Origin of the sequence: Saccharophagus sp. K07 (assembly GCF_014336955.1) — a bacterium.
Taxonomy (GTDB): domain Bacteria; phylum Pseudomonadota; class Gammaproteobacteria; order Pseudomonadales; family Cellvibrionaceae; genus UBA5868.
Genome location: NZ_QRAI01000008.1, coordinates 144,752 through 165,171 on the forward strand (window position 1 = coordinate 144,752; position 20,420 = coordinate 165,171).

The following is a 20,420-nucleotide window of genomic DNA, read 5'->3' on the forward strand; positions in this document are numbered from 1 at the left end:
TTCCGCCGCGTTTCTTCCATTTTTCGTCCGATCTTTCATGAACAGAACTCACCTGGCAACGCTTGTTTTGTTGTTTTCATCAACGCTTTGGGGGTTGGTGTGGATACCATTGAAAGCGTTGGAAGCGCGGGGAATGCACGGCCTATTGTTGATTGCTCTTTGTTATTCCGCAATGGCGATTGTGATATCGCCTTTAGCATGGCGGCATCGTGATTATGTTTTTACTCATCCTCTACCTCTTTTGGGAATTTTTCTGGTCGGTGGAGTAGCCAATATCTGTTTTAGCTTGGCCATGATCTATGGCGAAGTGGTGAGAGTGATGGTGCTGTTTTATTTGCTGCCTGTCTGGGGAGCATTGGGGGGCAAATTTATTTTGGGGGAGAGGACCAATATTTGGCGTTGGCTCGGTGTGGCGCTCGCTATTATGGGCGCGTTTATTTTATTGGGCGGGTTCGACATTCTGGCGATGCCTCCGAGCTGGCTGGATTTATTGGCCTTGCTTGCGGGAATCTTTTTTGCGATCACCATTATGTTGTTTCGCGCGGTAAAAACGCTTCCGGTCAGTGTTAAATTGAATTCCTTATTTCTGGGTGGGGCATTGATTTCCGCTGTCGCACTATTGGTGGGTGCTGGCGGCGAAAAAGGAGAGTTTCCTTCTCTAACGATTATTCTCTGGACATTGTTATATGCGCTGACCTGGTTGTTGCTTGCGAATATCGGCTCTCAATGGGCAATGACGCAACTGCCTGCGGGGCGCACATCCATTTTAATGGTGATGGAATTAGTCGCCGCCGTTTTATCGGCAATCTGGATTGGCGGGGAGATTTTGACGCCGCAGGTTGTGATAGGAGGGCTTTTAATTGTGTCGGCAACGGCAGTGGAAATTTGGCAGGGTGTAACGTCTTAAAGCGACTTCGATTTTTCTGAAATGTCCAAAAACAAAAAGCCCCCAAAATTGGGGGCTTTTTTTGACGTGGAAACCGCAGTTTTAGATACGGATTTCTTCGATTTGTGTTGCTGCAATACGTTTGCCTTCTTCCGCACCTTTTACGAACTGGGCAATTTGATCGAAGTTCATGTAACGGAAAATTTCTCCGCTCATGGAATCAATTTCTTTTGCATAGTTCAGGTACTCTTCCGGAGTCGGCAAGCGGCCCAGAATACCGCCAACAGCAGCCAGTTCCGCAGAGGTCAGGTACACGTTGGCACCATTACCCAAACGGTTGGGGAAGTTGCGGGTAGAAGTCGACAGAACAGTTGCACCGTCTGCTACACGCGCTTGGTTACCCATACACAGGGAGCATCCGGGCATTTCTGTGCGCACGCCGTTGCGACCGTAGATGTTGTAATAACCTTCTTCCATCAACGTGTGCTGATCCATTTTGGTCGGCGGTGACATCCAGAAGCGGGTTTTCAAACCAGCTTTGTTTTTCTCCAACAATTTTCCTGCAGCGCGGAAGTGACCGATGTTGGTCATGCACGAACCGATAAAGACTTCGTCAACCTTATCGCCGGCAACTTCGCTCAACAGACGAGCGTCATCCGGGTCGTTCGGTGCGCAAACGATAGGCTCTTTAATTTCGCTCATGTCGATTTCGATTACGGCGTTGTATTCCGCATCGGCATCGGCTTCCAACAATTCCGGGTTGGCCAACCAAGCTTCCATTTTGCGCGCACGGCGCTCCAGAGTTCTCTTATCGCCATAGCCTTCGCTGATCATCCAACGCAACAGCGTGATGTTGGAAGTCAGGTATTCCGCGATGGTTTCTTTCGACAACTTGATGGTGCAACCCGCAGCAGAACGTTCAGCAGAAGCGTCAGACAATTCGAATGCCTGTTCTACAGTGAGATTCTCCAGGCCTTCGATTTCCAGGATGCGGCCGGAGAAGACGTTTTTCTTGCCTTTCTTCTCGACGGTCAACAAACCTTGTTTGATGGCGTAATAGGGGATTGCATGCACCAGATCGCGCAAGGTGATGCCGGGCTGCATCTGACCTTTGAAGCGCACCAGAACAGATTCCGGCATATCCAGCGGCATTACACCTGTAGCGGCTGCGAACGCCACCAGACCGGAACCTGCAGGGAAGGAAATACCAATCGGGAAGCGGGTATGGCTGTCGCCGCCGGTACCAACGGTGTCAGGCAGCAACATGCGGTTCAACCAGCTGTGGATGATGCCGTCGCCAGGACGCAGAGACACACCGCCGCGGGTCATGATGAAGTCGGGCAGAGTGTGCTGAGTTTCAATATCAACCGGCTTCGGATACGCAGCGGTGTGACAGAAAGACTGCATAACCAAGTCAGCTGAGAAGCCCAAGCAAGCGAGGTCTTTCAGTTCGTCGCGGGTCATAGGACCAGTGGTGTCCTGCGAACCCACAGTGGTCATACGTGGCTCGCAGTAGGTGCCGGGACGGATGCCCTGAACACCGCAAGCTCGACCAACCATTTTTTGCGCCAGGGTGAAGCCCTTGCCTGTGTCGGCAGGCGCAGCAGGTGTGCGGAACAATGTAGAGGGTGGCAGACCCAGGCTCTCACGCGCTTTGGCAGTCAGGCCGCGACCGATAATCAGGTTGATACGGCCACCAGCGCGGACTTCGTCGAGCAGCACGTCGGACTTCAATTCGAACTCGCTGATCACTTCACCTTTCTCATTGAGGATCTTGCCGTCGAATACGCGGATCTCAATGACGTCGCCCATGTTGATTTGCTCAACCGGGGCTTCGAATACCAGGGCACCGGCATCTTCCATAGTGTTGTAGAAGATCGGCGCAACTTTTCCGCCGATGCAGATACCGCCGCCGCGCTTGTTGGGAACGCCGGAGATATCGTCACCGAAGTACCACAACACGGAGTTGGTAGCAGATTTACGGGAAGAACCTGTACCTACAACGTCACCGACAAATGCGACGGGCAGACCCTTGGCTTTGATTGCTTCGATTTGCTTCAGCGGACCTTTTACACCGGGCTCGTCAGGGGTAATGCCATCGCGCGCCATTTTGTACATGGCCAGGGCGTGGAGCGGGATGTCGGGACGGCTCCAGGCATCAGGAGCAGGGGAGAGATCATCGGTATTGGTTTCGCCGGTCACTTTGAACACAGCGACCTTGATGCTTTCTGCCAGGGCAGGCTTTTGGGTAAACCATTCGCCTTCTGCCCAGCTTTGCAGAACTGCTTGTGCATGCGAGTTGCCTTTTTTAGCTCGCTCTTCCACGTCGTGGAAAGAATCGAACATCAGCAGGGTGTGCTTGAGTTCTTCTGCGGCAAAAGGCGCGTATTGGGCGTGATCCAGCAGCTCAACAAGGGTTTCGATGTTGTAGCCACCGTGCATATTGCCGAGCAGTTTGATGGCGTGTTGGGCATCGATCAATGGAGAAGTGGCTTCGCCTTTGACGATAGCGGTCAGGAACCCAGCTTTTACATAAGCTGCTTCGTCCACGCCGGGCGGTACTCGCTCGGTAATCAGCTCCACCAAGGTAGCCTCTTCACCCTTGGGCGGGTTTTTCAGCAGCTCAACCAGTTCCGCAACCTGTTCTGGTGAAAGGGGTTTGGGGGGAATGCCTAGGGCAGCACGTTCGGCAACGTGTTTACGGTAAGCTTCGAGCACTGGGAAATCCTCTATTGAATGGGGGTTTACTCGCCATAACAGGATCGCTGCCAAGCGAGGCTATCGATAAGCGTATCGATGGGGCGGGCCTTAGACCGCAAGGTGCGGCCCGGTGGGCGGGCCTTTTTTCGGGCGCGAATTCTACACTATACGCGCCAGCGCTGTTAAGCGGGCTCGTCGACTGCGATTCGCCAGATTTTGCTCCTCTATTCTAGCAACGCCAAAAGTTCTTGCTGTCCGGCGCTGTGGCTGTGTCGCTCGTTCCCGCTTTTGGTAGGCCCAACTGGCATATCTGTGGTACCATCGCCGGCTTTTAATGACCGCATGAAGCTCGCCGACCAAAGCTTTGTCAGTAATGACGTTTTATTTGGCCGAGAGCTTCGTCCGTCCTCCAATTTTCTGCGTAATTGACAATAAGGAATGCCTGGGCTCATGGGCGAAATCGCAAAAGAAATTCTTCCCGTCAATATCGAAGACGAACTTAAACAATCCTATTTAGATTACGCCATGAGCGTTATCGTCGGGCGCGCCTTGCCCGATGTGCGCGACGGTTTGAAGCCGGTGCATCGCCGCGTGTTATTTGCGATGAATGAGCTCGGCAATGATTACAACAAGCCATACAAAAAATCTGCTCGTGTGGTGGGTGACGTTATAGGTAAATACCACCCGCACGGCGACTCGGCGGTATACGACACCATAGTCCGTATGGCGCAGCCGTTTTCTCTGCGCTACACCCTGGTCGATGGACAAGGTAACTTCGGTTCGATCGACGGCGACAGCGCTGCGGCCATGCGATATACCGAAATTCGCATGTCGAAAATCGCTCACGAACTCTTGGCCGACCTCGATAAAGAAACCGTCGACTTTGTGCCCAACTACGACGGCCAGGAGCAGATTCCGGATGTTTTACCTACCCGTGTTCCCAATCTGCTGGTCAACGGCTCTTCGGGGATTGCGGTGGGTATGGCCACCAATATTCCGCCGCATAATTTGCGCGAAGTCATCAAGGCGTGCATTGCGCTGATCGACAACCCCGATTTGACCATCGATGATTTGATGGAATATGTCCCCGGCCCGGATTTTCCCACTGCCGGCATCATCAATGGCCGCGCCGGTATAGTTGAAGCTTATCGCACCGGTCGTGGACGTATTTACGTGCGCGCCCGTGCTGAAGTCGTTACTGACGAAAAAACCAATCGCGAAACCATCGTCATTCACGAGATTCCTTACCAGGTCAACAAAGCGCGTTTGATTGAGAAAATCGCCGAGCTGGTAAAAGAGAAAAAGATCGAAGGCATCTCGGAAATCCGCGACGAATCCGATAAAGACGGCTTGCGCGTCGTTATCGAAATCAAGCGCGGTGATATGGGTGAGGTTGTGCTGAACAATCTTTATTCCCAGACGCAAATGGAAACCGTATTTGGCATCAATATGGTGGCTCTGGTCGATGGCCAGCCGCGCCTGTTGAACTTGCTGGAAATGCTCGAGCTGTTTATCCGCCACCGCCGCGAAGTGGTTACGCGTCGCACGGTCTATCTGTTGCGCAAGGCGCGCGAGCGCGGTCATGTGTTGGAAGGTTTGGCCATTGCCATTGCCAATATCGACGAGGTCATTGCACTGATCAAACAATCCTCTACGCCTGCGGATGCGCGTGAGGCTTTGATTGCGAAAGGTTGGCCAGTGTCGGTGGTCAGCCAATTCCTGGATCGCGCAGGCGCAGGCGCTTGCCGTCCGGATGATCTGGAGCCGCAATACGGCTTGCGCGAGGGGCACTACTATTTGTCACCTGTGCAGGCCAAAGCAATTCTCGATTTGCAATTGCATCGTTTGACCGGCATGGAGCACGACAAGCTGCTCGCCGAGTACGAAGAAAAACTCAATCAAATCGCCGAGTACCTGGAAATTCTGGGCAATCCTGTGCGTTTGATGGAAGTTATCCGCGAAGAACTGGAAGCGATCGAGCGCGATTACGGCGACGAGCGCCGTACTGAGGTGCAAACATCCCGCTCAGATCTGACGCACGAAGATTTGATCAACGAAGAAGATCGCGTCGTTACCATTTCTCACCTGGGCTACGCCAAGAGCCAGCCGCTGGATGCCTATCAGGCACAGCGTCGCGGCGGCATGGGTAAAGCCGCAACTGCGGTGAAAGATGAAGACTTTGTCGAACACCTACTTATTGCCAATACGCACGACTATCTTTTGTGCTTCACCAATATGGGCAAGGTGTTTTGGTTAAAGGTCTATCAAATTCCGATCGCCAGCCGCACCTCGCGCGGCCGCCCTATGGTCAACTTGTTGCCACTGGAGGAAGGTGAGCGCATTACCGCCATTCTGCCGGTCAAAGAATTCGACGAGAATCGTTTTATTTTCATGGCTACTGCGCTGGGTACGGTGAAGAAGACTCCGTTGGAGCAGTTCTCCCGTCCACGCAGTGTTGGCTTGCGCGCAATCGAATTGGATGAAGGCGACGTGCTGGTAGGTACCGCCATCACCGACGGCAGTCGCGACGTGATTCTGTTTGCTTCCAACGGCAAGGCTGCTCGTTTCAGCGAAGCGCAAGTGCGCTCCATGGGACGTATTTCCCGCGGTGTGCGCGGAATTCGCCTGGAAGAAGGGCACAAAGTTATTTCCATGGTGATCCCACAGGAAAACGGCAAAGTGCTGACCGTGAGCGAGACCGGCTACGGCAAACGCACCCAGGTAGAGGATTTCCCGAAGAAAGGACGTGGATCTCAAGGCGTTATCGCGCAGCAAACTACCGAGCGCAACGGCGCTTTGGTTGGCGCGGTGCAAGTTTTTGATGGCGATGAGATTATGTTGATATCCGACCAGGGAACCTTGGTGCGCACGCGTGCGGATGAAGTTTCGCTGTTGAGCCGTAACACTCAAGGCGTGCGACTCATTAAGACTAAGGAAGGGGAGAGAATTGTGGGGCTGCAGCGTATTGAAGAGCAGTCCGACGAGGATGGTGAAGTAATCGCCGAAGAGTAACCATTATTTGATGCTATCGGCAGCCGAGCGCAAGCGAGATCTGTCGATAGCGATTGAGAGATTCCGACGTGAGTCAGACCGACCAACCCGGCGGCGAACAGACCGCCACTGAGAAAGAACTGTTGGCACAGCTGCGCGACAAGATCGACGAGATCGATGCGAAGATCGGCGATTTGATCAGCGCCCGCGCTGTCTGCGCCCAAGAGGTCGCCGAAATTAAAAAGCGTTTCAGCCCGGGTGAAATGCCGATTTTTTATCGTCCCGAGCGCGAGGCGCAGGTGTTGCGGCGGGCGATGGAGCGCAACAAAGGGCCTCTGAACAATGAAGAAATTGCCCGTCTGTTTCGCGAAATCATGTCGGCCTGTCTGGCGTTGGAAAATCCCATCAAGGTTGCTTATTTAGGTCCCGAAGGGACTTTTACCCAACAGGCAGCACTCAAGCATTTTGGCCACTCGGCAATTACTGTTTCCCTGCCGGCCATTGATGATGTGTTCCGTGAAGTCGAAGCGGGCGCCGCTCAATTTGGTGTAGTGCCGGTCGAAAATTCTACTGGTGGAATCGTTGCCCACACGCTGGACAACTTTATGGATTCCAATCTCAAGATCTGCGGTGAAGTGGTACTGCGAATTCACCATCATTTGATGGTCTCTGACATCACCAAGATCGACAAAATCTCCCGCATTTATTCCCACTCACAATCATTTGCCCAATGTCGCAAATGGTTGGAAGCGCATTATCCAAACGCGGAAAAAGTCCCGGTCAATAGCAATGCCGAGGCGGCAAAACGCATCAAGAGCGAATGGAATTCGGCTGCAATCGCCGGCGATATGGCGGCAAAACTTTACGGCCTCACGATTTTGTCCAGCAACATTGAGGACCGTCCGGACAACGCCACGCGTTTTCTGATTATTGGTGCGCAGGATGCCGCGCCCAGTGGCGACGACAAAACATCACTGGTGGTTTCCATGCGCAACGAGCCGGGAGCGCTGCACAACCTGCTCGAACCCTTTCGGCGGTTTAATATCGACTTAACTCGAGTGGAAACACGTCCGTCACAAACAGGGCCTTGGACTTACGTATTCTTTTTGGATTTTGTCGGGCATCAACAAGATAGCAATGTGAGCGCCGCTTTAGCGGAAGTGGCTAGAAATGCCTCGGATTTGAAGATTTTGGGTTCCTATCCCAAAGGGGTGCTTTAAGCAGCCCTGCCAAATCATCTATTGGAAATGCCTCTGAGCAGGTGAGTGATATAAGAATGGCGGTGAGTCAGTCGATACCCGTGCGGCGGTTGGTAGTCATAGGTTTGGGCCTGATTGGTGGCAGTCTCGCTAAGGCGGCACGTCAGCGCCAAATTTGTGAGCAGGTTATTGGTATCACTCTTAGCGAGGAGGTTGCGGCTCAAGCACTGGCTCTGGGGGTGGTAGACCGCGCAAGTACGTCACTTGCAGAGGTGGCTCCAGAGTTGGGTAAAGGCGATGTAATTTTTATTGCAGTTCCAACCTTGTCGGTAAAAGCCGTTCTACAACGGGTAAAGGAATTGGTTTCGTCCCCGGAAGTCACCATCACAGATGGTGCCAGTGTTAAGGGCAGTGTGTTGCAGGACGTGAAGGACGTTTACGGCATTGTGCCGCCGCAAGTGGTGCTGGGGCATCCGATAGCTGGTTCCGAAAAAAGTGGTGTGACGGCATCCAATGGCGATCTCTACGTCCGTCACAGAGTGATTCTGACCCCGACCGAAGAGACTGCCGAAGAGCATCTCCAGCGTGTCACAACATTATGGGAAGGCGTTGGTGCTGAGGTTCTGCATCTATCGGTTCCCGAACACGACGAAATCCTCGGCGCGACCAGCCATCTTCCACATGCCATTGCGTTTTCTCTGGTCGATACCCTCGCGCACGACAGCAACAATGAGCAAATTTTTCGCTATGCGGCTGGCGGTTTTCGAGACTTTACCCGCATCGCTTCCAGCGACGCCGTTATGTGGCGCGACATAATGCTCGCCAATAGTGAAGCGGTGGTGAAAGCCATCGACCTGTTTACTGCAAACGTCACGCGGTTACGCCAAGCGATACACGACCGCGATGGTGACGCGCTCTTGCAGACATTTCAGCGTGCCAAAGCGGCGCGTGACCATTTCTCCAAAATGCTAGCTTTGCGTGAAGGAATAGCCTTAGAACAAGAATGATGTTTGGCTAGCGCAAGAGTTTTCCTATAATGGCCGCCATTTTGACCTAGGCCAGTTCTTCTCAGGATTCCAAAGATTTATGGCAACACAATATTCCATGACGCACCTCAAGCAACTTGAGGCCGAGAGCATCTATATCATCCGTGAAGTCGCTGCGGAATTCGAAAATCCGGTGATGCTGTACTCCATCGGCAAAGACTCTGCCGTCATGATGCATTTGGCTATGAAAGCCTTCGCTCCGGGCAAACCGCCGTTCCCACTGATGCATATCGACACCACTTGGAAATTTCGTGAAATGATCGAGTTTCGCGATAAACGAGTGAAAGAACTGGGCTGGGACTTGCTAGTGCACATCAATGAAGATGGCCTGAAAATGGGAATCAACCCCTTTATTCATGGCAGTGCCAAGCACACCGATATCATGAAAACCCAGGCGCTCAAACAGGCTTTGGATAAATACGGCTTCGATGCCGCTTTTGGCGGTGCGCGTCGCGACGAAGAAAAATCCCGCGCAAAAGAGCGCGTTTATTCCTTCCGCGATCGCAATCATCGCTGGGACCCGAAAAATCAGCGCCCAGAACTGTGGAATTTGTATAACAGTCGAGTCGACAAGGGCGAAAGCATCCGCGTATTTCCTTTGTCAAACTGGACTGAGCTGGACATTTGGCAATATATCCACCTGGAAAATATTCCGATTGTTCCGTTGTATTTCGCCGCTAAGCGACCCGTTGTGAAGCGCGATGGCGTTTTGATTATGGTGGACGATGACCGCATGCCCCTTAAAGAAGGCGAAGTGGTCGAAGAGAAAATGGTTCGATTCCGAACCCTGGGATGTTATCCGTTGACTGGCGCGGTTGAGTCTACTGCGCAGACATTGCCCGAAATCATTCAGGAAATGTTATTGACGAAAACCTCCGAGCGCCAAGGTCGTGTTATCGATCATGACAGTGCCGGCTCTATGGAAAAGAAAAAACAAGAAGGTTATTTCTGATCTGAAGTTGTTTCTTATCCAATAATGGCATCAAAACTTTGACAGGCGACAACGCCATCTGTAGCAGGTTTAATTTTTAGGAGTCTGTACGTGTCTCACCAGTCGGAATTAATCGCGACCGATATCAATGAATATCTTGCTCAGCATGAGAAAAAAGAACTGCTGCGCTTTTTGACGTGCGGATCGGTGGACGATGGTAAATCCACATTGATCGGGCGCTTGTTGCACGATTCAAAAATGATTTACGAAGATCAGTTGGCGGCGGTGAAATCTGACTCGCTCAAGCATGGCACGACTGGCGAAAAAATTGATTTGGCTCTGCTCGTCGATGGTTTGCAAGCCGAGCGAGAACAGGGCATCACTATTGATGTTGCCTACCGTTATTTTTCCACCGCCAAGCGAAAATTCATCATTGCCGATACTCCCGGACATGAACAATACACTCGCAATATGGCGACCGGCGCTTCGACCTGTGATTTGGCGATTATTTTGATCGATGCCCGCCACGGCGTTATGACACAAACACGCCGTCACTCCTATATCGCTTCACTGTTGGGCATTCGCCATCTCGTAATCGCAATCAATAAAATGGATTTGATGAATTTTGACGAAGCGCGTTTTGAAAGCATTAAAAACGATTATCTCGAGTTTGCAAAAAATCTCGGTCAGCGCGAATTTTTCTTTGTGCCTATTTCGGCGCTGGATGGCGATAACGTCGTCAACGTAAGTGAGCGTACTCCTTGGTACAAAGGTCAGTCGCTTATGCAGATTCTTGAAACGGTGGAGTTGTCCGGAGATAAAAATACAACGGATTTCCGTTTCCCTGTTCAGTTCGTCAATCGACCCAACCTCGATTTTCGCGGTTTCTGCGGTACAGTTGCTTCAGGGTTAGTGCGTCGTGGCGACGAAATCAAAGTGCTGCCATCGGGCAAAACCAGCAAAATCAAAGATATCGTTGTTTACGAAGGCAGCTTGGGAGAAGCGTTTGTCGGCCAGTCTGTCACTCTGACTCTGGAAGATGAAATTGATATCAGTCGCGGCGATATGTTGGTGAAAAAAGACGATGAGGTGCCGCTGACCCAATATCTCCAGGCACATCTTGTTTGGATGAATGATGCCGCTTTGCAACCGGGCAAACAGTATCTATTCAAATTCGCCAGCAAAGTGACTCCAGGCGTCGTTTCAGCTATCGAGTATCGCGTCGATATTAATACTCAGGCACATATCGAAGCGGCCGAAATGCAGCTGAATGATATTGCGGTAGTGCAGGTCGACCTGGAACAAAAAGTTGTGGCCGATGCTTACTCCGTGAATCGTGCAACTGGTGCTTTTATCATGGTCGACCGTTTGACCAATGCGACGGTCGCAGCGGGAATGGTGATAGCGCCATTGCAACAAAAGAAACTTGCCGAAACCGCGCAATATTCCGCCTTTGAGCTGGAGTTGAATGCGCTGATCCGCAAGCATTTCCCACACTGGAATGCGGTGGATCTGCAGAGCCTGCTTAAAGACAAATAGAGTCAATAAAAGCGCACATAATGTGCGCTTTTTCTTACATGTTTTTCCGCTTTTTTCCTTTAGACAAAACATGGGCAGGCCAATATATTTGGCTCGTCGGCTTGGTCTGCTGCGTTCATTCACCTGGCGAGAGGAAGGTTATCTCGTTATATCCGACGAGAGTTTGTAGCAGAGCGACAACTTAATGCATTGGGTCACGGAGTCGACCCTTTCCTCGCCAAACAAAAGAAGGAGCTTTTTATGAAATCATTCTCTCGTTCCCTGAGTCATTTCTTTCTCGCCTTTGTGCTGGCAAGCTTTGCCAGTGTCGCCCCCGCCGTATTTGCGGCCGATCAGTCGTCTTCAGTCCAAAAAGAAGCGGCTGACATCAAGGTCAATATCAATACAGCCAGTGCAGACGCTTTAGCGGAAATCTTGAACGGTGTAGGGCCAGCGAAGGCGGCGGCGATTGTCGCTTATCGTGATGAGCATGGTCCTTTTACGTCGGTTGACGATTTGATCAAGGTGAAAGGGATTGGACCCGCTACCTTGGAGAAGAACCGTCACTTGATCTCTCTTTGATACAGCCTTCCATTTGCCAAAAGCCCGAGGAAACCCCAACTCGGGCTTTTTTATGTCAAAATCTGCGGATCGTTGTGCAGTCCGGAGTTTTTATGGGGTCCCCCAGTCAAACAAATCCTAAACAAATCGTGGTGGCGTTGGATTTCGACTCCATCTCTCCTTGTGAACAATTATTGAATCGATTGGACCCAAGCTTGTGCCGAGTCAAGATCGGCAAGGAGCTTTTCACTTCTGCCGGGCCTAAGGTGGTTGAGCTGGCTCAGGCGCATGGTTTTGACGTATTCCTCGATCTGAAATTTCACGATATCCCCGTCACAGTCGCCAAAGCAGTAAAAGCCGCAGCCAATTTGGGCGTGTGGATGGTGAACGTTCATGCATCGGGCGGAAGGCGAATGCTGGATGCAGCTGTAGAAGCAATAGCGAATGTACAGAACCGGCCAATTCTGATTGGTGTTACGGTTTTGACCAGTATGGAACAGAGTGAACTGGAGCAGATTGGCGTGGCAGGTCCGCTGGATCAGCAGGTCGTGCGGTTAGCGAAATTGGTGCGTGATTCAGGGCTTGATGGTGTTGTTTGTTCTGCTCAGGAAGCGCGCCAGCTCAAGACCAATTTCGGTTCGGATTTTGTGCTTGTTACACCGGGTATCCGATTGCCGGGAGCCGCAGCGGATGACCAGCGCCGCATAGTCACGCCAGCGGACGCAGTTTCTTTGGGGAGCGATTACCTTGTAATAGGTCGCCCAATTACTCAGGCTGCGGACCCTGTCGCTGTTTGTCGGCAAATTGCCGAGTCCCTTTCCGCGTAATGTCTTCTATTTATTACTTCTTTATTGAGTGTTGGTCATGGCAAACCCAAACGAAAACACCGTACCTGTAATCGCAATAGATGGCCCAAGCGGAGCGGGCAAAGGTACTTTGTGTCGATTGGTGTCGCAGAGGACGGGATACCATTTGCTGGATAGCGGTGCGCTGTACCGGCTGACGGCTTTGGCGGCTATGCGAGCAGGCGTTTCGCTGGGTGATGAAAGAGTGGTTGCGGATGTCGCGGCCAATTTGGATATTCGTTTCGACGCAACTCCGGAAGGAACCCGCGTTTTCCTGAGCGGCCAAGATGTCTCCAGTGACATTCGCCGGGAAGAGGTAGGTATGAATGCATCCAAAGTGGCGGCCTATCAACCCGTGCGCGCCGCGCTTCTGGATCGACAAAGAGCCTTCGCCAGAACCCCTGGGTTGGTGGCGGACGGGCGGGATATGGGAACCGTAGTGTTCCCTGATGCCAAGGTCAAAATCTTTCTCACCGCATCAGCGGAAGAGCGGGCGAGACGCCGCGTGTTGCAGCTGGAAAGTGCAGGGCAGCAAGCTCACTTTGATGAGATTCTTGCCGATATTCGCGCGCGTGATGGACGGGATTCCAAACGATCGGCAGCACCTCTGGTCGCGGCCGATGATGCTTTGGTTATCGACAGTACAAACCTTTCTATAGAACAGGTGTTGGATCTCATCTTGCAGCAGCTGAAAAAGCAAAGCTTGGAAGGAAATCGTGATGCTTAAAAAGCTACTAAAGCGCATCGGTTGGGTGCTGTTGGTTATATGGTGCTTGGGCTTGGTGTTGCTGGGTGCGCGCTTTGCTCAAAATAATCCAGGTTTGATAGAGCTGGACCTGATTTTTTGGCAGGTTCCCCCCTTGTCAGTCGGTTTGCTATTCAGCATTTGTCTCTTGCTGGGCGTACTTGTGGGATCTCTGATGTTTCTACCTATGTTTCTCCTCGCTAAAAACCGTGTTCGTCGGTTGCAGGCTGAACTTCACAAAATCCAGCAAAATCAACTTCCTTCCCGCCCATAGAAAGCAGTGGGATGGTTGGGAATGGTTATAAATTGATCTTCTCAAGCCTGATCATCTCCTAACCTGCTTTAGTGCATGCCGATTGCATTGGGTCTGTGTTTCTGGTAAGGTCGCGCCGCCTAAAAGTGTGCACTGCATCAATCAGTCGTGCCTTTGGGTTTCGGTCGTAAAAATAGGCGATGGGCGTGATGCCAGCTTTGTAGCGTCTTGTCGTTTTTGTCAAAAACAACCCCGTGGTCTGGTAACGCGGAATCCCGGCTTTGTATCCGGGTTAATTGTGAAGGTTATTTTAATGAGCGAGAGCTTTGCAGAACTCTTTGAGGAAAGTTTAAGAACCATCGATATGGAACCCGGCACCATCGTGACCGGCGTAGTTATTGATATCGATGATGAATGGGTGACAGTTCACGCAGGACTGAAATCCGAAGGTGTTATCCCTGCGTCCCAATTTTTGGATGAATCCGGCAAATTGACTCTCGCCATCGGTGACGAAGTTCAGGTAGCTCTGGAAACTGTAGAAGACGGTTTCGGTGAGACCCGCCTGTCACGCGAGAAAGCAAAACGAGCTGAGTCCTGGAAGATCCTGGAAGCTGCCAATGCTGCTGACACCGTTGTTAAAGGTGTTATCAATGGCAAAGTTAAAGGTGGCTTCACTGTTGATGTTGCTGGTATCCGAGCGTTCCTGCCCGGTTCTTTGGTTGACGTTCGTCCAGTGCGCGAAACCACTCACCTGGAAGGCAAAGAACTCGAATTCAAAGTTATCAAGCTTGATCAGAAGCGCAACAACGTTGTTGTTTCTCGTCGTGCCGTTATGGAGCAGGCGAACTCTGACGAGCGCGAAGAATTGCTGGCTACCTTGCAAGAAGGTATGGCTGTCAAAGGTATCGTCAAGAACCTCACCGATTACGGTGCGTTCGTTGACCTGGGCGGCGTAGACGGCTTGTTGCACATCACTGACATGGCTTGGAAACGCATCAAGCATCCGAGCGAAATCGTCAGCGTTGGCGATGAAATCGAAGTTAAAGTCCTCAAATTCGACCGCGAGCGCAACCGTGTATCTCTGGGCTTGAAACAGCTCGGCGAAGATCCGTGGCATGAAATTACTCAGCGCTATCCAGAAGGTTCCAAAGTTAAAGCTCGTGTTACTAACCTCACCGACTACGGTTGCTTTGCTGAAATCGAAACCGGCGTTGAAGGTCTGGTTCACGTGTCCGAAATGGATTGGACCAACAAGAACATCCACCCATCCAAAGTCGTGCAGTTGGGCGACGAGATCGAGGTGATGATTCTGGATATCGACGAAGAGCGTCGTCGTATTTCTCTTGGTATCAAGCAGTGCCAAGAAAACCCATGGGATGCCTTCTCTCGTCAATACGCTAAAGGCGACCGTATCAGCGGTAAGATCAAGTCCATCACTGACTTCGGTATCTTCATCGGTCTGGAAGGTGGCATCGACGGCCTTGTGCACCTGTCCGACATTTCTTGGAACGAGCCAGGCGAAGAAGCTGTACGCAAGTTCAAGAAAGGTGAAGAGATCGAAACCGTTGTTCTGGCTATCGACCCAGAGCGTGAGCGTATCTCCCTCGGCATCAAGCAACTGGATGAAGATCCATTCTCCGTTTACGTTGCTCAGCACGACAAAGGCAGCATCGTTAAAGGTGTCGTAAAAGAAGTTGACGCTAAGGGTGCAGTCATCACTCTGGCGAACGACGTCGAAGGTACTTTGAAAGCGTCTGACCTCAGCCGTGACAAAGTAGAAGATGCGCGCAATGTGCTGAAAGAAGGCGAAGAAGTAGAAGCTAAAATCACGAACGTTGATCGCAAGAACCGCACGATCATACTGTCCGTAAAAGCTAAAGACGCCGACGACGAAAAGACCGCCATGAAAGAATTGAGCGCCAAAGCAGATCAAGTGGCGCCAGCTACCATTGGCGATCTGATCAAAGCTCAAATCGAAAAGCAAAGTTAATCATTTGTTATAAACAAACGGCCCCTTATGGGGCCGTTTTTGTTTGTGCGTCCAAAATTCCTGCGTTTAAATTGGTTTTGCTACCATTAAAAAGATTTTTGTTGTATAACAAAGACTTGCGGTTTGGCCGAGCATCTCAGTTGCTTGTCTCTGTAGCGCTATGTTGGGCGACCTTTCCATTGGACGAATCCCCGGAGCGAGTATTTCTATGACGAAGTCGGAATTAATCGAGCGTATCGCTGAGCGTCAGGATCAACTATCCCCCAAAGACATAGAACTGGCAGTTAAATTAATCCTGGAATATATGTCCCAGAGTTTGGCCAGCGGATCGCGCATTGAAATCCGTGGCTTTGGCAGTTTTTCCATCCACTATCGAGCTCCCCGGGTTGGCCGCAATCCAAAAACAGGAGAGTCTGTGCAGCTGGAAGGAAAATATGTTCCTCACTTTAAACCCGGAAAAGAGTTGAGGGATAGAGTTAACGAGACCCTTCGTTAATACAAAATCATCACAATTTTCTTCTAACTTTCGTTTGAGACTTCGTTATAATCCACAACTTTTGGATCACCCACTAAAGTAGGTGATCGATTGCCGCTTGCTATCGTCCTGACGTTAACGGCCCGATCAGCCAGTGATTAAACGCAAGGTTCATATGCCAACAGTCATACCGGTCATTCTTTCTGGTGGTAGCGGTAGCCGCCTCTGGCCAAAATCCCGTCATCATTATCCCAAGCAACTTCACCGTCTCTACGGTAATCACACCATGCTCCAGGAAACCTTGAAGCGGGTAGAGTGGCTTGGCGGTCGTCAATTTGTCATCTGCAACAACGATCAGCGCTTTATGGTTGCGGATCAAGTACAAGAAATCGGCATTGATGCAGAAATTATTCTTGAGCCGGTGGCGCGTAACACAGCGCCTGCTATAGTCATTGGTGCGTTAAAAAGCTTGGAAATCTCGCCAGATGCAGTGATTGCGGTATTTCCCGCCGATCACCTTGTTAAGGATTTGGATAAATTCAAAGAGTGCTTGACACAGGCGATCGAAATAGCCAGTAAAGAGAGGTTGGTCACATTTGGTGTTGTGCCAACAAGACCGGAAACTGGATACGGCTATATCAGAGCAGAGCAAGAAAACCAGGAAGGCTTACTGCGCATTGCCGCATTTGTTGAAAAGCCAAATCTGGAAACAGCGGAAAGTTATTTACGTAGTGGGGATTATTACTGGAACAGTGGGATGTTCATTTTTTCAGCAAGTCGTTTAATTGAGGAAGTGGAGCGTCTTCAACCTGAAATCCTCAAACACTGTCGCGATGCGCTGAACAAAAGTGTAAAGGATTTGGATTTTCTCCGGCTTGATAAGGCCGAGTTCGAAAAATGCCCAAATGTATCGATCGATTATGCTGTCATGGAGAAAACCCAGGATGGATACATGGTGCCGTTTTCTGCTCAGTGGAGTGACGTGGGAAGTTGGCAAGCGCTTTGGGAAGTTGGCGATAAAGATTCCGCAGACAATGTTTTTTACGGCGATGTCATTTCCGAGAACAGCCAAGGTTGTTATGTCAGCTGTGATGGCAGGCTTGTTGCGCTAGTTGGCGTTAAAGACCTGGTCGTCGTAGAAACTGCTGATAGCGTATTGGTGGCTCATAAGGATAGTTCGCAGGATGTAAAAAAAATCGTCGATGCATTAAAAGACGATTGCCGCAGTGAATATCTCGCTCATAGAGAAGTGCATCGTCCTTGGGGGAGTTACGATCTTGTTGATACTGGAAACCGTTATCAGGTTAAGCGAATCACAGTAAAACCGGGTGCGTCATTATCGTTGCAGATGCATCACCATCGTGCGGAACATTGGGTTGTGGTGTCAGGAACGGCGCAAATTCAAAAAGGGGAGCATAAGCAGATTCTTACTGAAAATCAGTCTGCTTTTATACCTTTAGGGGAAAAACACCGACTTTCAAATCCCGGTCTTGTTCCGCTGCATTTAATAGAAGTTGCCAGCGGGGCATACCTTGCCGAGGATGACATAGTCCGCTTTGAGGATGGTTATGGAAGAGCCTAGCTTATTTTTCTAGGCTTTTATCGGTATGAATGTTGTTTGGCGCACTATTGCGCAAACTTCAAAATGCCAAAATTTGTTACATAAACAAACATTCGATATTAACGTCAGTATAATTTGCGTAAATCATTGGGGGCTTTCAGCTTGGGAGCAAATGCATGGAAATAGGACTTGCAGTTTTGCTTGTGGCTTTTTTGATCACCTTCGGTATGGTTAAGGTGCTACAGCCTCTAGCGTACTTGATCGATTTAGTTGATAAACCTGGAGGACGCAAACAACATGATGGCGTCATTCCTTTAATTGGTGGCATCGCTGTCTTTATTGGTATTTTTTTAACTGCCTATCTGTTTCTCGATCAGCCAACCTTCATACGCTTGTTTATGGTGGGAGGTGGCTTTATGGTGTTCCTCGGTGCGGTGGATGACCGCTACGATCTAAGTCCTCGCCTGCGTCTAGTTGGTCAAATTCTTGTTGCTTCCATATTTGTATACGGGCTCGATATATACCTCGCCAATTTTGGCAATTTGGTTGGATTGGGAAATATAGAAGTCGGCTGGGCTGGATATTTCCTCGCCATTCTATCTCTGGTTGGTGTCGTTAATGCTTTTAATATGCTGGATGGTATTGACGGATTGATTGGCTCCTTTGGGCTTATCTCCTTTATGGGGCTTGCGTACTTATTTGGCGGCGCTGGGCAAACTAATCTTGCCCTTTTATCGATGCTGTTTATTGGCGCTGTTTCTGCGTTTCTGATTTTTAATATTTGGGGTGTTCCAAGCCGTCAGAAGCGGATCAATAAAATCTTTATGGGGGATGCCGGGAGTATGTTTCTGGGGTTGGCTTTGGGGGTGTTACTGATATACGGCTCTCAAGCGGAAATCAAAGCCTTCGACCCGGTAATTGCCATCTGGTTTGTATTGCTGCCTATGACGGATATGTTTACCCTGATGTATCGCCGTATTCGTCGAGGTAAATCTCCCGTCGCCCCAGATAGAACCCATATCCATCACATATTGATGCGAGCTGGGTTTAAGCCTTGGCAGGCGCTTTATATTCTGGTGCTGGTGCAAACGGTGCTTGTGCTATTTGGAATAACAGCCAGCGTATATGAATTGCCAGAATATGTTTCTTTTGCAGCAGCGCTTGGATTTGTCGGTTTTTACCAAGTGTTGATGAAGCGGTCTTGGCAGTTTATTAGGTGGAATAAGCGGCGGTTTGCAGCCGCTTCTTAAAAACGCTCGAAAGAGCGTTTTTTTTGTGTTGTTGTGTTCAATTGTTGAACATTCCGAAGATCATATATTTGTATATGTCAAATAACATCGACGAGACACGCTATCAATTGATCAGGCTTATTGAGAGGAATCCCGATATTAGCCAAAGGGAGTTGGCAAATCAGTTGGGTATTAGTGTTGGTAAGGTCAATTATTGTTTGAAGGCATTGATCAGTGTGGGCTGGATAAAGGCCGGCAATGTCGTTCGTTCTAACAATAGAATGCGCTACGCCTATGTTCTTACTCCTGCAGGTTTGCGCGAAAAAACAAAGATTGCGGCGAAGTTTCTGCAAAAAAAACAATCGCTATATGAATCTCTGAAAGAGGAGATTGCGCGTCTTAAACTGGAATTGAAAGACGACTCTGCTGAGTAGTAGTTGCCTCCAAGATTAAGGTCCGCTTTGTTTCTACTGTTCGGAATATAATAGCAATTTTTACAAAGATCAGAGAATTACCATGAAGGAAATAAATACTTGTTCAGGGGTTAAAGGCTGGCAGGAGGCAGAAGAAATAAAAGCGAAACATTCTCGCGTCCGAGAAGGGGGGTTAATTGATCTTTCCTTATTGATAGGTCGGTTGTGGATTAACAAATGGAAGGGAGGAGGGCTTGTAATTGTTTTCTCATTGGCTGCTATGGCTTACACCTATACTCTCCCAAACACTTATAAAGTGGAAGGTATATATGCTCCTGCTCAGAATTATAGTGGGAGTAATATGTCACAGCTTAGCGGGATTGCAGCTCTGGCTGGTCTGAACATCGCAAATTCAGATAGCAACGAAATAGACCGAGGGATTGCGCTTGTTAATAGCTTTCCTTTTCTTGAAAAAATCATAACGGAAAATGGACTGAAACCATACTTAATAGCAGTAAAGGAGTGGGATAAAAAGACGGGAGAGCTCGTTTGGGATAGAGATATATTTGACCCAATCACAAATAAGTGGGCTCTGGAGTCTCAAGAGGCTGCAGGGGAGCCATCCAATTACGAAGCATATAAACGTTTTAAAAAAATATTTAATGTATCCAGAGATGTTAAAACTGGAATGATAACTGTCGGCGTTGAATTTTATTCTCCAGATTTGGCCGTTCAGTGGGTTGATTTAATTGTCGGGAATTTGAATAAGCATTTTCAGGAAAGAGATATTGAACGAGCCAAACGCAATATTCTCTATTTGGAGAAAAAGATTCAGGAAACGAGCCTGTCTGGAATGCATGCCATTTTCTATTCCATGATAGAGGGGCAAACAAAAACGCTAATGCTGGCGGAAGTTGATGAAGAGTATCTTCTAGAGATGATTGTCGAGCCCCGCGCTTCTCTGGTTGCAGTCAGCCCGAATCGAGCCCTCATAATTGCTGGAGCAGCTTCCATTGCTTTATTGCTTTTTATGGGATTTGTTTTCGTTCAAAGTGTTCGTGATTGAGTGGCCTAGAC

The 20,420-nt window shown here is 49.8% G+C and carries 17 protein-coding genes; 16 read left to right on the plus strand and 1 reads right to left on the minus strand.

Annotated features, from left to right (window positions below):
• Positions 1–37 precede the first annotated feature (37 nt).
• The gene (locus DWB84_RS18315) at positions 38–907 is read left to right on the plus strand and encodes a DMT family transporter (RefSeq protein ID WP_187411265.1); all 870 of its coding nucleotides are present in this window, start codon (positions 38–40) and stop codon (positions 905–907) included.
• 81 nt (positions 908–988) lie between these two features.
• Here the strand turns inward: DWB84_RS18315 and acnB are convergent, their stop codons facing one another.
• On the minus strand, positions 989–3,604 hold the full coding sequence (acnB, locus tag DWB84_RS18320) for a bifunctional aconitate hydratase 2/2-methylisocitrate dehydratase (protein ID WP_187411266.1): 2,616 nt from the start codon (positions 3,602–3,604) through the stop codon (positions 989–991).
• 432 nt (positions 3,605–4,036) lie between these two features.
• On the opposite strand from acnB, the gene gyrA reads away from it, so the two are divergent.
• The 15 genes from gyrA to DWB84_RS18395 all read left to right on the plus strand — a co-directional run bounded on the left by gyrA (position 4,037) and on the right by DWB84_RS18395 (position 20,409).
• The gene (gene gyrA / locus DWB84_RS18325) at positions 4,037–6,598 is read left to right on the plus strand and encodes a DNA gyrase subunit A (RefSeq protein WP_187411267.1); all 2,562 of its coding nucleotides are present in this window, start codon (positions 4,037–4,039) and stop codon (positions 6,596–6,598) included.
• A gap of 53 nt (positions 6,599–6,651) precedes the next feature.
• Positions 6,652–7,797 (plus strand): prephenate dehydratase, encoded by a 1,146-nt coding sequence (gene pheA, locus DWB84_RS18330; protein WP_187411268.1) that lies wholly within the window; start codon positions 6,652–6,654, stop codon positions 7,795–7,797.
• A gap of 41 nt (positions 7,798–7,838) precedes the next feature.
• Positions 7,839–8,783: a prephenate dehydrogenase/arogenate dehydrogenase family protein gene (locus DWB84_RS18335; protein WP_370589746.1), complete on the plus strand. Its 945-nt coding sequence runs from the start codon at positions 7,839–7,841 to the stop codon at positions 8,781–8,783.
• A 79-nt stretch (positions 8,784–8,862) separates the two neighbouring features.
• Positions 8,863–9,774, plus strand: a complete 912-nt coding sequence (gene cysD, locus DWB84_RS18340) for a sulfate adenylyltransferase subunit CysD (protein WP_187411269.1) — start codon at positions 8,863–8,865, stop codon at positions 9,772–9,774.
• A gap of 90 nt (positions 9,775–9,864) precedes the next feature.
• The gene (cysN, locus tag DWB84_RS18345; RefSeq protein WP_187411270.1) at positions 9,865–11,292 is read left to right on the plus strand and encodes a sulfate adenylyltransferase subunit CysN; all 1,428 of its coding nucleotides are present in this window, start codon (positions 9,865–9,867) and stop codon (positions 11,290–11,292) included.
• A gap of 240 nt (positions 11,293–11,532) precedes the next feature.
• Positions 11,533–11,853, plus strand: a complete 321-nt coding sequence (locus DWB84_RS19455; protein WP_187411271.1) for a ComEA family DNA-binding protein — start codon at positions 11,533–11,535, stop codon at positions 11,851–11,853.
• 92 nt (positions 11,854–11,945) lie between these two features.
• Entirely contained in the window at positions 11,946–12,659 is a 714-nt protein-coding gene (pyrF, locus tag DWB84_RS18355; protein WP_187411272.1) for an orotidine-5'-phosphate decarboxylase, read from the plus strand.
• A 37-nt stretch (positions 12,660–12,696) separates the two neighbouring features.
• Complete coding sequence (gene cmk / locus DWB84_RS18360; protein ID WP_187411273.1) at positions 12,697–13,404, plus strand: (d)CMP kinase; 708 nt, start codon at positions 12,697–12,699, stop codon at positions 13,402–13,404.
• Complete coding sequence (locus DWB84_RS19460) at positions 13,397–13,696, plus strand: lipopolysaccharide assembly protein LapA domain-containing protein (RefSeq protein WP_187411274.1); 300 nt, start codon at positions 13,397–13,399, stop codon at positions 13,694–13,696. Before cmk ends, DWB84_RS19460 begins: the two co-directional genes overlap by 8 nt.
• 292 nt (positions 13,697–13,988) lie before the next feature.
• Positions 13,989–15,665 carry a 30S ribosomal protein S1 gene (gene rpsA / locus DWB84_RS18370; RefSeq protein WP_187411275.1) on the plus strand — a complete coding sequence of 559 codons (1,677 nt, stop codon included), beginning with the start codon at positions 13,989–13,991 and terminating at the stop codon, positions 15,663–15,665.
• 208 nt (positions 15,666–15,873) lie between these two features.
• Positions 15,874–16,161 carry an integration host factor subunit beta gene (gene ihfB, locus DWB84_RS18375; RefSeq protein ID WP_187411276.1) on the plus strand — a complete coding sequence of 96 codons (288 nt, stop codon included), beginning with the start codon at positions 15,874–15,876 and terminating at the stop codon, positions 16,159–16,161.
• Between the two features lie 154 nt (positions 16,162–16,315).
• Positions 16,316–17,722 (plus strand): mannose-1-phosphate guanylyltransferase/mannose-6-phosphate isomerase, encoded by a 1,407-nt coding sequence (locus tag DWB84_RS18380; RefSeq protein WP_187411292.1) that lies wholly within the window; start codon positions 16,316–16,318, stop codon positions 17,720–17,722.
• Positions 17,723–17,877: 155 nt separating this feature from the next.
• On the plus strand, positions 17,878–18,951 hold the full coding sequence (locus DWB84_RS18385) for an undecaprenyl/decaprenyl-phosphate alpha-N-acetylglucosaminyl 1-phosphate transferase (protein ID WP_187411277.1): 1,074 nt from the start codon (positions 17,878–17,880) through the stop codon (positions 18,949–18,951).
• Between the two features lie 74 nt (positions 18,952–19,025).
• On the plus strand, positions 19,026–19,364 hold the full coding sequence (locus tag DWB84_RS18390) for a MarR family EPS-associated transcriptional regulator (protein ID WP_187411278.1): 339 nt from the start codon (positions 19,026–19,028) through the stop codon (positions 19,362–19,364).
• Positions 19,365–19,446: 82 nt separating this feature from the next.
• On the plus strand, positions 19,447–20,409 hold the full coding sequence (locus tag DWB84_RS18395) for a Wzz/FepE/Etk N-terminal domain-containing protein (RefSeq protein ID WP_187411279.1): 963 nt from the start codon (positions 19,447–19,449) through the stop codon (positions 20,407–20,409).
• The last annotated feature ends 11 nt before the right edge of the window (positions 20,410–20,420 follow it).